We start from the raw sequence: 12755 nt of genomic DNA, 5'->3' as shown, positions 1-12755 counted from the left end.
CGTGACAAATTGTGACGCACAATACCAAGAAGTAGCCCCGGATATTGCACCTCTGATCAACGGCGGCGATGCCTCGCCGACAAATCAGAGTGCGCAAGGGAATGTCATTGCCAACTATTTGCGCACCATCAGCCTCGACGCCAAAAACCGGTGATCCGCTGAAAACAGCCGCCGGTAGGTGAGCAGTACTGCACACACCGTTCCCAGCGCCGATGCCGCCGCGATCAGGAACATTATGATGATTTGATAACGCACCGCCTGAATTGGCGACTGCCCCGCCAGCACCTGCCCCGTCATCATCCCGGGCAGGCTGACCAGCCCGACCACAGTCATTTGATTAAGCGTAGGGATCATCCCGGCACGCACCGCCTGGCGGGCCGGGCCTTGTGCGGCCTCCCAGCGGGTAGCGCCGAGGGCAAGACTCATTTCCACGACGTTGCGCCCGGTCGTCAATTCCTGAGTCATCCGCTCAATACCCAACGACACCCCGGTCAGGGTGTTGCCGAGAATCATCCCGAGAATGGGGATTGCATACTGCGGCTCATACCAGGGATGAATCCGAATAACGGCGAACAGCCCCACGGCAGTGACCAGCCATGAACTCAGCCAGATCGACGCAATGCTGTCGATACGCTGCCCCGCATACGTCCGCTTGCCTCGTCCTGAGGCCGACAGCCCCGCAATCAAGGTCATCCCGGCCATCAACGGCAGCACGACATACCATTGGGCGAAGTTGAACACCCAACCCAAGACATAACCAATGGCGAGTAGCTGCACAACGGTGCGGATCGCCGCCCACACCAGTTTGCGTTCCAGATCAAGCTTCAGGACAAGGGACAGTACGCCGTTAATCAGGATCAACGAGGAAGCAATTCCAATATCCAGTAGCGATAAGTTCTGATAGTCCATCAGGTCGTGTGCTCGCTCAATGTGCCTGCCTGCATCGTCAGCCTTCGCTCACTCATGCGCTGAGCCTGCTCTTGATCGTGGGAGATCCAGATGTAGGCGCGATCATCTTGCGCGGCGCCACTGAACCAGGCCGCCACCAGTGACTCGATTTCTCGAGATGATTCGGGATCCAGTGACGCGGTGGGTTCATCAAGCAGAAGCACATCAGGCTGCAATTGCAGAACCCTGATCAACGCTGCAATTTGCGCTTCACCCCCCGACAGTTCGCTGGCCTGCTGGTCGAGAAAGCGCTCCCCCCTACCCGCCTGCTCGGCCAACCGCAAGGCGGCGGCGCGGTCGAAGGTAAGGTCGTGATAGACCTTCAAGCTGAAGGGGTAACGCAGATTGTCTTCAACTGTGCCCTCAAGCATTGCGGGGCGCTGAGCGATGTAACTGACATGGCGGCGATACGCCGGAATCCCGGAACCCGACACCGGTTTATCGCGCCAAAAAACGCGGCCCTCCTCCAGCGGATCAAGCAGCGCCAGGGCACGAAGAAATACACTTTTCCCCGACCCCGACGGTCCCGTGAGGGCGATGCGATCTCCACCTGCCAAGGTGAAATCCGTAGGATTAAGCAGACACTTCTGGGTTTTGGCGTCGTTTCGGACCAGCCCTGACGCTTTGATCAAGATCACTCGACAGCTGTCCTGGTATAGAAAGCAGCAGTTTCATACGGAACCGTTACCACGTCGTTTGTTTCGCTTTTCATCCTTTCCCCCGATTATTTCGCGTGGTGCCGCTCAGTAAACTCGAGCGGCTTTTGCCTAGGCTAACAAAATAAACGCCACCAACCCCCCGGCGATTACGCTTAAACTGCGCGCTTTCGAATGACTGATAGCCCGCAATGAATTCCGAAGCCCTCTCTATCTTGCAACAGCATTTAATCTCCGCTTTAAGTGCAGTACCTGACGAAGCTCGCCGCCTGTTTCACGGCAGAGGGCTACGCTGGCCGGGGCTTGAAGAAGTGACCGTTGACTGGTTGCAGGGCGTGCTATTGGTGTCGCTGTACAAGCAACCGGATGAAGCCGAGTTGGCTGCCATGAAGCACATGCTTCTGGCCCTGAGTCAGTCTCCCGCCTGGCTGCACAGCCAGGCGCATACCCTGTTATTGCAACACCGCTACCTTCAAGACAGTACAACCGAATGGTTGCTGGGGGAGACCGTTGATAATGGGGTTGTCACCGAGAACGGTCTGCATTTCAAACTGGACTTTGGCAGAAACCAGAACACCGGGCTGTTCCTGGATATGCGCTATGGTCGCCGCTGGGTTCAAGCTCAGGCACACGGCAAACGGGTGCTGAATCTGTTCGCGTATACCTGTGGCTTTTCTGTCGCCGCCATTGCCGGGGGCGCCGAGCACGTAGTGAATCTCGACATGGCCAAGGCCGCCTTGAGCCGAGGGCGAGATAATCACCGCCTTAACCAGCATGATTTGAGCCGCGTGAGTTTTTTAGGGCATGACCTTTTCAAATCCTGGGCGAGAGTAAAAAGAGACGGCCCCTACGACCTGATCATCGTCGACCCGCCTTCGTTTCAGAAAGGCAGCTTTGTGCTGACCAAGGACTACCAGAAAATCCTCCGCCGCCTGCCTGATTTGCTCAACCCGCAAGGTCTTGTACTGGCGTGTATCAATGACCCCGCCATCGGCCCGGACTTTTTAATCGACAGCGCCGCTGTCGAGGCGCCTGACTTGATTTTTCAGCAGCGCCTGGAAAACCCGCCCGAGTTTGCCGACATCCACCCTGAAGGCGGGTTGAAGGCGTTGATCTTCTCGTTGAATAGCGACTTTGTGGCCGGGCAAGGGTCCGCTCTGCTGCCCTGAAACCGTTGATACAGAGAGATTGCAGATCCCGAGCGCATCAATAAAGATTGGACGCTAACGATTTCCGACTTTAACCTTGCCGGCTTGTTAGCGGTTCAAGGGGTCGGGGTCGATGTCTTCTGTATTGAATGTATTGCTGCCGATCTTCGCCCTGATCCTCATCGGTTTTGTATGCCGACGCACCCATCGTCTGGGCCCGAACGCGGCCTCGGAAATCAACCGCATGGTGGTGTGGCTGTGTCTGCCCGCGCTGTTATTCACGGCGACTGCCACCGCAACCTGGGAGAAAATCTGGCACCCAGGCTTTGTGCTCGCGTTTACAGGCAGCACGCTTGCGATGTTCGTGCTGACCCTGTTACTTCGCTGGAAAAAGAGTGGCCACTTCGCCGATGCCAGTATTGATGCACTCAGCGCGTCCTATGCCAATACCGGCTATATCGGCATACCGCTGTGCATCATGGTGCTGGGGCCAGAGGGTCTTGAACCGGCTCTGATTGCGTCCTTGCTGGTGGTCTGTGTGTTGTTCGGGCTGGCGCTGGTGTGCATCGAGATCGGTTTACAGAGCGAGCGTCGGGTGCATCGCATCATGCTCAAGGTGCTACTCGCGCTGGCGAAAAACCCCTTGGTGGTCTCGCCGATTCTGGGCGCCTGCTGGGCCTATACCGGCGTGCCGCTGCCCGGGGCACTTGAAAAATTCTTGAGCCTGCTCGGCGCAGCAACCACACCGTGTGCACTGATCTCACTCGGGCTGTTCCTCGCCCAGAAACAGCAAGGCCCACGGCAAGGCGCAACGATGCTGGTACTGATAAAGCTGATCGCGCATCCACTGCTGACCTGGTTTCTGGTGTTCCGCGTATTCCACCTGCCGCCGTTGTGGGCCAATTCGGCGCTATTACTCAGCGCGCTTCCCACAGGTACCGGGCCGTTCATGCTGGCCGAATACTACCGGCGCGAGGCATCCGTGGTTTCAAGCACGATTCTGATCTCGACCCTTGGCTCGCTGGTGACCCTGTCGATCTGTCTGTACGTCATCAACGGATGACGCACAGCCGAACCCGGTACTCAGTCGAGTCGGCGGCCACGCTCTCTCAGGTACTCAAGCACCGCCGCATGATCGCCGGAAAACTCGATACGCGGCCCTTTGCTGTCTCTCTGATAGGCATACATGGGGTCGTAATACTCACTCAGCATCCCGATGATCCAGTCCCGGTGCAGATCGACCGCACCGGACTTTTCCTGCTCGATCAGTGCACTGTCCATGATCAAGGCCAGGCGCTGGTAGCGCTCTCCGCCCAGACGTTTGACGATGCCTGACAAGCTCTGGCGCAGGTGCGCAGCAAAGACGCCAAAGCCCTGCTCGATGCCATGAACACCTATGAACTCGGCGCACAAATCGATCACATAATCTTTAAGAATTCGCTCGACCCGATCCTCGAAGCGCTCCTCAAGCCAGACCAGCGGGTACTTCTGCATGCCCTGGAACAATGTCAGCGGGATCGCGCGGCTACCGACAACACGCCCCTCGTCCTCGAGAACGAACTGACTGATACCTCCAGCACGCTTTTTGAGAATGTCGATCGCCAAGGCATTCTCGAAACTGATCTGCACCGGTTGCGGCGTCGCATGCTTGCCGAAACTGGAGCCGCGGTGATTCGCGAGCCCCTCTAAATCCAGGGCATTGGCCAACTGCGTCAATACTTCGGTCTTGCCGGAGCCTGTCAGCCCGGCCACCAGCACAAAATCGCACTCGGCCACCGCGCTATCAGTAACGTCGATCAGGTACGTTCGCAGAGCCTTGTAACCACCGATAACCCGTGGATACTCGATCCCGGCCTCGCTCTTGAGCCATTGCTGGGTCAGTTGCGAGCGTAATCCTCCCCGAAAGCAATACAGGTAGCCCTGAGGTTGGGAATGGGCAAAGTCCACCCAGGCCTCGATGCGCGCTTGTTTGGTCTGGCCGGACACCAGTTGATGGCCCAGTTCAATGGCCGCCTGCTGCCCTTGCTGCTTATAGCAGGTGCCCACTTTCTCCCGTTCCAGATCGTTCATCAGTGGCCGATTGCACGCCAGGGGAAAAGCACCTTTGTCGAATTCGACCGGCGCACGAACGTCCATCAAGGGGCGGTCGTTGAGAAAAATGTCGCGGTAGTCGGTGCTGTTTTGACGCATCAGAACACCTCAACCGCGTGACGCTGTCGGCCCACGAATTCGCCAATTACAGACAACTCCAGCCCCAGTTCAGAGGCCAGCGCAAGGAAGTTCGCTTGCTCACCCTCTTCGACGGCAACCAGAAGACCGCCACTGGTTTGCGGATCGCACAACAGCAACTTCTGCATTTGCGTCAACGCGGTGATGCGCTCGCCGTAACTGTCGAAATTACGGTGGGTCCCACCCGGGACGCAGCCCTGCTCAAGATAGAAGTCGACACTGGCCAATCGAGGTACGGCTGCAAAGTCGAGGCGCGCTGTCAGTTGGCTACCGTCCGCCATCTCCACCAGGTGGCCAAGCAAGCCAAAACCGGTGACATCGGTCATCGCCTTGACCCCCTCCAGCTTGCCGAAACGGCTGCCGGGCTTGTTCAATGCGCACATCATGTCGCGCGCCACCCCTTGATCCTCTGCGCGCAATACACCCTTTTTCTCGGCCGTTGTGAGAATACCGATGCCCAAAGGCTTGGTCAGATAGAGCTTGCAACCTTCGGTCGCGGTGTCATTGCGCTTCATGAATCGCTTCTCGACCAATCCCGTCACTGCCAGACCAAAAATAGGCTCCGGCGTATCAATCGAATGCCCACCCGCCAGCGGGATGCCGGCAGCATCACAGGCTGCACGCCCGCCGCGAATCACTTCACGGGCAACTTCCGGCGCCAGCACATTGACCGGCCAACCCAGAATTGCAATCGCCATCAACGGATCACCGCCCATGGCGTAGATATCGCTGATGGCATTGGTGGCGGCAATCCGTCCGAAATCGTATGGATCATCGACGATAGGCATGAAGAAATCGGTGGTCGACACCACACCGCGCTCCTCATCGATGGCGTACACCGCCGCGTCGTCGCGCGATGCATTGCCAACCCAGAGTTTTGGATCAAGGTTCTGCGCACCACTGCCAGCCAGAATCACCTCCAGCACCTGTGGAGAGATTTTGCAGCCGCAACCTGCACCGTGACTGTACTGGGTAAGGCGAATCGGCGAGCTCATCTGTGCACCTCTGAATATCAAGTGCACCGATTCTAACAGAGCGGCCAAGCGTGATAGGCGCTTTGGTTCGAAAGCCTGCTCAACGCACCGCGCCTCAGTGAGAGCAAAAAGTATGACAATTTGACAAATAACCGCTCTGGCACAAAAAAGCAGGCTAGAATCCGCGTATACCTTTTTATCAAGGCAGATTGTGCCTTCCCCCAACGAGCCCTGCCGCCTTGATGGAGGACTCCAAGCGCTCGCTCGAAGCGCGGGAGCAGATTAGCGGCCTGACTTCGCCCTGTGTAGGGAGCGGCAATTGCCGCCCTTGGCATATAAAGCTATCCCTGAATAGCAGCCACACCACTTCACTGCACGCGCATGTTTTATAGTTGATAAGCGTAGAGGCTAACTGCTATCACCCACACCTGAAATCAATAGGCCTCCGCACTATCATTACGCCCTTGATTTAGCATGAGCCATCGTTAGGGAGTAACCCATAACTCGTATGGCTTTACATCATTAAACATTAACTCTTCTGGACATATTTACCTTGCGAACTGCCCGTACTACCACTGCTGTCGAGCAAATATTTCCGGCTCAACAACGCCTGATTTCAGCGACTGATACCAGCGGAAAAATCACCTATTGCAACAGCGAGTTCGCCCAGATAAGCGGTTACTCTCAACAAGAGCTGATCGGCAGCCCTCACAACCTGGTGCGTCACCCCGACATGCCACCTGCTGTTTTTGCGCTGATGTGGCGTTATTTGAAAGCGGGAAAAAGCTGGATGGGTGTTGTAAAAAATCGCTGTAAGAACGGAGATTTTTATTGGGTCAGCGCGTACGTAACCCCCATTCTTGAAGAGGGCAAGTTAGTCGGCTACGAGTCCGTCAGGGTCAAGCCGACCCGACAGCAGATAGACCGAGCACATCGGCTGTACGAGCGTTTGCGTGCCGGTAAAAATGCCGTGTCCACAAAACATCACCTGGCTGCTTTTGCCGGGCAAATGCTTTTCCCCGCAATAGCGGCTGTTCTCGCTATTGGCGCTACTAACTACCTGCCCAATCCGGTCGCCCAGGCCGCGACCGCCGGGTTATTTTTAATCGTAGGTGTGTGGTCATATAAACGGATCGGGCGCCAACTAAAGCACATCATTGAAAGTGCACCTGACGCGTTTACAGACCCGGTGAGTGCGCTCACCTATAGCGACGCCTATGGCCCGTCGGCGCAGCTGGCGATGATACTGATCAGTGAAGACGCCCGGCTCAAGACTGCCCTCACGCGCCTGAGCGATCTCGCTTCCCAGGTGTCTGAGGCGGCGGCACACTCCTCACTGCTTTCCAGCCAGACTGAACAGGCTTTGCTTGAGCAAAGAGCCGAAACTGACATGACGGCCGCTGCCATGACTCAAATGGCCGCGTCGATCAACGAGGTGTCCGGTCATGTGCAACACACTGCACATGAAGCACAAACAGCACATGAACTGGCTCAACGGGCTGGCGAAGTGGCCGGGACGTCTAGAGAAGCCATTCAACTGCTGGCAAGCACTGTAACCAACATCAGCAACGCCGTGGATAACCTGGCCAACGAAACTCAGCAGATCATGAGTGCTGCAGGGATGATTCAATCCATTGCCGACCAAACCAACCTGCTTGCCCTCAACGCCGCCATTGAAGCAGCCAGAGCCGGTGAACAAGGTCGGGGCTTTGCAGTAGTGGCCGATGAGGTCCGCGCACTGGCCGGCAAAACTCGCGAATCAACCCAGCAAATTCAACACGTCATTGAAACCCTGAAAAAGGGTGCCGATGAGGCTGTCAGCATTGCCCGGATGGGCATCAACGAGGCCGATCACGGTGTCCTGCAAGTCATTGAGGCACAACAGGCACTTCAGGGAATCCGGGAAGCCGTTGAGCGCATCAGCAGCATGAGTCACCAGATGGCAGCGGCTTCAGAAGAGCAGGCCCATGTCGCTGAAGATATAGCCCGGCAAATCAATAATGTTGCAGGGACCGTTGAGACAACAGCAAACAATGCACATGCAGCGGTGATGCGTGGCAACGAACTGGAAAGTACATCTCGTGGTTTGCGCGCGCTGGTTGAACGGTTTAACCGGTGACCCGTTGCAGGAACACTGTGTTTGGGAGAGTTCCATAACATGACGTCACCCTGTGCAGACCTCACTGTCCGGCGATAGATACCGGTGCTCATCCACCTTCATGCGGGTGGATGAGCCCATACAGTGTATGCAGGGGGCTGTTATCAGACTTTCACGATCCAGCCTTCAGGCGCTTCGATATCGCCTGTTTGCACGCCCGTGAGTTCGTTATAGAGCCGCTGAGTCACGGGCCCTACTTCTTCTTCACTGTAGAACACGTGCAACTTACCTTGGTACTCAATGCCGCCAATCGGTGTAATCACCGCAGCCGTACCGCAGGCGCCGGCTTCCTTGAACTCATCAAGGCGGTCGATAAACACATCGCCCTCGATGACTTTCAGGCCCAGGCGAGTTTGCGCCAGCTCGATCAACGACAAGCGAGTAATACCAGGGAGTACCGAAGGTGACTTCGGTGTCACGAACTCATCATTGCGCGTAATAGCGAAGAAGTTGGCAGACCCCACTTCTTCAATTTTCGAATGGGTTAGGGGGTCCAAGTAAATGCAGTCGGCGAAGTTATGCTTCTTGGCTTCTGAATTGGGCATCAGGCTCGCGGCGTAGTTACCGCCCACTTTGGCGGCCCCGGTACCATTGGGTGCAGCCCGGTCATAGCTGGAAATCACGAAGTTGTTCGGTTTCAAGCCGCCTTTGAAGTAGGCGCCCACCGGCATGCAGAAGATCGAGAAAATGAACTCCGGCGCCGTACGCACGCCAATGTTATCGCCAACCCCGATGATGAAGGGGCGCAGGTATAGCGCTCCGCCTGTGCCATAGGGGGGGATGAAGCGCTCGTTGGCGCGCACGACTTGCTTGCAGGCTTCAATGAAGACATCAGAAGGAACAGGAGGCATCAGCAACCTGGCACAGCTGCGCTGCATGCGTAGCGCGTTCTGGTCGGGGCGGAACAGATTGATCGACCCGTCCTTGCAGCGATACGCCTTGAGCCCTTCGAAGCACTGCTGACCGTAGTGAAGGGCTGTCGAGCCTTCGCTGATGTGCAACACGTTGTCTTCTGTCAGGGTGCCTTCCTGCCAGGCACCGTTGCGCCAGTAAGACAAATAGCGCAGATCTGTCTTGATGTAATCGAATCCCAGCTTGTCCCACTTTATGCTTTCGTAACCCATGACACCCTCGATCATTTAACAACGCCTGAACACCCCAGGCTTCTGACATCGTGCTGATGCGAACAACAATACTTTATTCACGCATTTATCGCAGCCTGAACGAAAATACTCTTGTTTTTTTACCGCCTGTCGGGAGGCCGAATTCAAGCCTGACCGAACGCCAGCCGGTCGAACGTTGAGCGACGTCCACCGGGTGCCCGGTGGATATTTTTCGCCCGATCCTTGATCAGGGTCTATGCACCCTGGATTTATTGGGGCCAATATAGACCCTTACTGGGTTATCTGGGGAATTGCGCACGCGGCAAGAAATGCCCAGCGCAGCCTTTCAGAATGAGATTTCCCGGTGCCCTACTCGGCTGACAACGGAAATAAGGGGCTCGCATGACAAGCAATGCCTGCTTATCGAATACAGGCGTGGTTGCTTCGGTGCGTGGCAGCGTCGTTGATATACGCTTCGAAGCCCATCTGCCTCCGATCCATTCCCTGCTGCACACTGGGGCCGAAGGCAAAATCATCATCGAAGTGATGGAGCAACTGGATGCTCATCGTGTACGCGGCATCGCCCTGACGCCGACACAAGGTCTCGCTCGCGGCATGCGGGTCGAGGACAGCGGCGGGCCCTTGCTTGCCCCCGTAGGCAAGGAAATTCTGTCACGCATGTTCGACGTCTTTGGCAATGCCATCGACCGGCTGCCCGCGCCTCAGGTTGGCTGGCGCAGCGTCCATCGCGCGCCACCTTCACTGGCCAATCGCTCGACCAAAACCGAAGTATTCGCAACGGGGATCAAGGTCATTGATGTGTTGATGCCGCTGGAGCGTGGTGGCAAGGCCGGGCTGTTCGGTGGGGCTGGCGTCGGCAAGACTGTGCTGTTGACCGAGATGATTCACAACATGGTGGGTCAGACCGAAGGCGTCAGTATCTTTTGCGGCATCGGAGAGCGCTGCCGAGAAGGCGAGGAACTCTACCGCGACATGAAGGCGGCAGGCGTTCTGGAGAACATGGTGATGATCTTCGGACAGATGAACGAACCTCCGGGCGCGCGTTTTCGGGTCGGCCACGCGGCCTTGACCATGGCCGAGTATTTCCGCGACGACGAGCACCGTGACGTGTTGCTGCTGGTCGATAACATTTTTCGTTTTATCCAGGCGGGCATGGAGATTTCCGGGCTGATGGGCCAGATGCCCTCGCGCCTGGGGTATCAGCCGACCATGGGCACCGAACTGTCGCAACTGGAAGAGCGCATCGCCAACACCGATACCGGCGCCATCACCTCGATTCAGGCGGTCTATGTGCCGGCTGATGACTTTACCGATCCCGCCGCCGTGCATACCTTTTCCCACCTCTCCGCCTCCATCGTGCTGTCTCGCAAGCGGGCCAGTGAGGGTTTGTACCCGGCCATCGATCCGCTGCTGTCGAACTCGAAAATGGCCACGCCCGGGGTCATCGGCGAGCGGCACTATGCGCTGGCTCAAGAGATCCGCCGCACACTGGCGCAATACGCCGACCTGAGAGACATTATTGCCATGCTCGGTCTGGAACAGCTGTCGACCGAGGATCGCAAGGTGGTTGCCCGTGCCCGGCGGCTGGAACGCTTCCTCACTCAGCCGTTTTTTACCACCGAGCAATTTACCGGTCTTGCAGGCAAGTGGGTCAGCCTCGAGGACGCCCTGGACGGCTGCGAGCGCATTCTGCGCGATGAGTTCAAGGACGTCCCGGAAAGCGCCCTGTACATGATAGGGAGCATTGACGAAGCGCTGGGCAAAGCCAGCCCCGAGCCTGCAACGGAGGCTAAAAATGCCGTCAACCCACATGAAACTTAAAATTCTGCTGCCCTTCAAGGTCTTCGCCGAGAAGGTCGACGTACTGCGTATTGTCGCCGAATCCCACAACGGCTCTTTCGGCCTGTTGCCTCAGCGGCTGGACTGTGTGGCAGCTCTTGCACCGGGCATTCTCATTTATGAAACTGCGACCGAGGGCGAAGTATGTGTGGCGGTCGATGAGGGGGTATTGGTCAAAACCGGGCGCGACGTCCTCATTTCCGTGCGTAACGCCATTGGCGGCACGGACCTGGGTGAACTGCACAAGGCCGTCGAGCAGGAGTTCCTCAATCTGGATGAGCAGGAGCGCAGTGTACGTTCGGTCCTGGCGAAGCTGGAGGGCGGTTTCATTACCCGTTTCGCGGCCATGCATCATGAGTGACCGCGAAGAAAAGAAGCCCGCCAAGGGCAAGGCGTTCAGCGAGCAGATCGGTGTTAAAGCAGCGCGCAAGCTCAAGGCGCAGCGCCAGGTTAATCAAACGGTCTGGTCCGGTCTTGGCATGATGGGCCTGATCGGCTGGTCGGTGACCCTCCCGACGCTGCTCGGCGCCGCGTTGGGTTTTTGGCTAGATAAGCACTATCCAGGCAGCCACTCGTGGACACTTGCGCTGCTGGCTCTGGGGCTAGGCCTCGGTTGCTTCAATGCATGGCATTGGGTTGCCAAAGAAGGTCGGGAAATTCGCGATCAGGAGTCTGATAAGGATGAGTGACATGTTGAGTCTGGTCCCGGCATTTGCGGTGGGCGTTGTGCTCGGTGCGTTCTTTTTCGGTGGCCTTTGGTGGACGGTTCGTCAGGCAGCGTCATCGCGTTGGGCAGCGCTCTGGTTTTTCGCCAGCCTGCTCCTGCGAACCGGCGTCGTGCTGGTCGGTTTCTATTTTGCCTGCGACGGTGACTGGCAGCGCTGGCTGGTCGCGTTGCTCGGGTTTACCGTGGCCCGCTTTTTTGTTACGCGACTGACTCGGCCAACCCTGCCTTTCGCGGAGGACAGCCATGCACCTTAGCCCGGACGACGTCATTTTCTGGCAATACGGCTTTTTCAAGATCAACGCCACTATCGCCTTTACATGGGCGCTGATGCTATTCCTCGCGCTGGGTTCAAAACTGGTGACCCGCCGGCTGTCCCGTGGATTGGAGCGCAGCGGCTGGCAGAATTTGCTGGAAATCATCGTCACCGGCATTACCACGCAGTTAGGTGAGGTTGGCCTCCTCCAGCCACGTAAATACCTTGGATTTGTCGGGACGCTGTTTCTGTTTGTGGCGAGTGCCACTTTATTTACGATCGTGCCTGGGTATGAGCCACCCACCGGATCGCTGTCGACGACAACTGCGTTGGCAATCTGCGTGTTTATCGCAGTGCCCCTGTTTGGCATCGCCGATTGCGGTCTGGGCGAGTACTTGCGCGCCTATACGAAGCCAACATTCATCATGCTGCCCTTCAACATCGTCAGCGAACTCTCGCGCACGTTGGCACTGGCTGCCCGTCTGTTTGGCAACATGATGAGCGGCGCGATGATTCTCGCCATCCTGCTAACCATCACCCCCTTCCTCTTTCCCATCGCCCTCAGTGCGCTTGGGTTATTGACCGGCATGGTTCAGGCCTACATTTTCAGCATTCTGGCAGCGGTTTACATCGCGGCAGCGACACGATCACGCCCGCCCGCGCCAGACTCCATCTCCGACTCGACAACTTGAACTCAGG

13 protein-coding genes and 1 pseudogene are annotated in these 12755 nt (G+C 57.0%); 9 read left to right on the top strand and 5 right to left on the bottom strand.

From position 1 onward, the window contains the following. Window positions 1-114: 114 nt before the first annotated feature. The gene (locus RGU44_RS04000; RefSeq protein ID WP_322179645.1) at window positions 115-909 is read right to left on the bottom strand and encodes an ABC transporter permease; all 795 of its coding nucleotides are present in this window, start codon (window positions 907-909) and stop codon (window positions 115-117) included. After that, the gene (locus tag RGU44_RS03995) at window positions 909-1586 is read right to left on the bottom strand and encodes an ABC transporter ATP-binding protein (RefSeq protein ID WP_322215750.1); all 678 of its coding nucleotides are present in this window, start codon (window positions 1584-1586) and stop codon (window positions 909-911) included. The genes RGU44_RS04000 and RGU44_RS03995 overlap by 1 nt, the downstream gene beginning before the upstream one ends. Window positions 1587-1795: 209 nt before the next feature. Between RGU44_RS03995 and RGU44_RS03990 the strand changes: the two genes are divergently transcribed. After that, window positions 1796-2773, top strand: a complete 978-nt coding sequence (locus RGU44_RS03990) for a class I SAM-dependent methyltransferase (protein WP_322215748.1) — start codon at window positions 1796-1798, stop codon at window positions 2771-2773. Window positions 2774-2885: 112 nt separating this feature from the next. After that, window positions 2886-3815, top strand: a complete 930-nt coding sequence (locus tag RGU44_RS03985) for an AEC family transporter (RefSeq protein ID WP_322215746.1) — start codon at window positions 2886-2888, stop codon at window positions 3813-3815. Between the two features lie 20 nt (window positions 3816-3835). On the opposite strand, the gene mnmH is transcribed toward RGU44_RS03985, so the two are convergent. Both mnmH and selD read right to left on the bottom strand, forming a co-directional pair. After that, window positions 3836-4942, bottom strand: coding sequence for a tRNA 2-selenouridine(34) synthase MnmH (gene mnmH / locus RGU44_RS03980; RefSeq protein ID WP_322215744.1), 1107 nt, complete (start codon window positions 4940-4942; stop codon window positions 3836-3838). Next, window positions 4942-5976 (bottom strand): selenide, water dikinase SelD, encoded by a 1035-nt coding sequence (gene selD, locus RGU44_RS03975; RefSeq protein ID WP_322179650.1) that lies wholly within the window; start codon window positions 5974-5976, stop codon window positions 4942-4944. The genes mnmH and selD overlap by 1 nt, the downstream gene beginning before the upstream one ends. Window positions 5977-6508: 532 nt before the next feature. On the opposite strand from selD, the pseudogene RGU44_RS24885 reads away from it, so the two are divergent. Then, window positions 6509-6790 (top strand): annotated as a pseudogene (locus tag RGU44_RS24885) (PAS domain-containing protein); the annotation flags it as partial. Window positions 6791-6964: 174 nt separating this feature from the next. Beyond that, complete coding sequence (locus RGU44_RS03970; protein ID WP_407074631.1) at window positions 6965-8074, top strand: methyl-accepting chemotaxis protein; 1110 nt, start codon at window positions 6965-6967, stop codon at window positions 8072-8074. Window positions 8075-8217: 143 nt separating this feature from the next. Here the strand turns inward: RGU44_RS03970 and RGU44_RS03965 are convergent, their stop codons facing one another. Then, window positions 8218-9237, bottom strand: coding sequence for a branched-chain amino acid aminotransferase (locus RGU44_RS03965; RefSeq protein WP_322182730.1), 1020 nt, complete (start codon window positions 9235-9237; stop codon window positions 8218-8220). A gap of 381 nt (window positions 9238-9618) precedes the next feature. Here RGU44_RS03965 and atpD point away from each other — a divergent pair, with 381 nt between their 5' ends. The 5 genes from atpD to RGU44_RS03940 are packed head-to-tail and all read left to right on the top strand — an operon-like array spanning window position 9619 to window position 12748. After that, complete coding sequence (gene atpD, locus RGU44_RS03960; RefSeq protein WP_322215742.1) at window positions 9619-11058, top strand: F0F1 ATP synthase subunit beta; 1440 nt, start codon at window positions 9619-9621, stop codon at window positions 11056-11058. Then, complete coding sequence (locus RGU44_RS03955; protein WP_322179653.1) at window positions 11048-11437, top strand: F0F1 ATP synthase subunit epsilon; 390 nt, start codon at window positions 11048-11050, stop codon at window positions 11435-11437. Before atpD ends, RGU44_RS03955 begins: the two co-directional genes overlap by 11 nt. After that, window positions 11430-11765: an AtpZ/AtpI family protein gene (locus RGU44_RS03950; protein ID WP_322179654.1), complete on the top strand. Its 336-nt coding sequence runs from the start codon at window positions 11430-11432 to the stop codon at window positions 11763-11765. Before RGU44_RS03955 ends, RGU44_RS03950 begins: the two co-directional genes overlap by 8 nt. Next, entirely contained in the window at window positions 11758-12057 is a 300-nt protein-coding gene (locus RGU44_RS03945) for an ATP synthase subunit I (RefSeq protein ID WP_322179655.1), read from the top strand. Before RGU44_RS03950 ends, RGU44_RS03945 begins: the two co-directional genes overlap by 8 nt. Further along, window positions 12047-12748 (top strand): F0F1 ATP synthase subunit A, encoded by a 702-nt coding sequence (locus RGU44_RS03940; RefSeq protein ID WP_322215739.1) that lies wholly within the window; start codon window positions 12047-12049, stop codon window positions 12746-12748. Before RGU44_RS03945 ends, RGU44_RS03940 begins: the two co-directional genes overlap by 11 nt. Window positions 12749-12755: the final 7 nt, after the last annotated feature.

This window comes from Pseudomonas sp. 5C2, from assembly GCF_034314155.1.
Lineage (GTDB): Bacteria > Pseudomonadota > Gammaproteobacteria > Pseudomonadales > Pseudomonadaceae > Aquipseudomonas.
The sequence above is the reverse complement of the archived record's forward strand: the minus strand, read 5'-3'. Positions and strand labels throughout refer to the sequence as shown.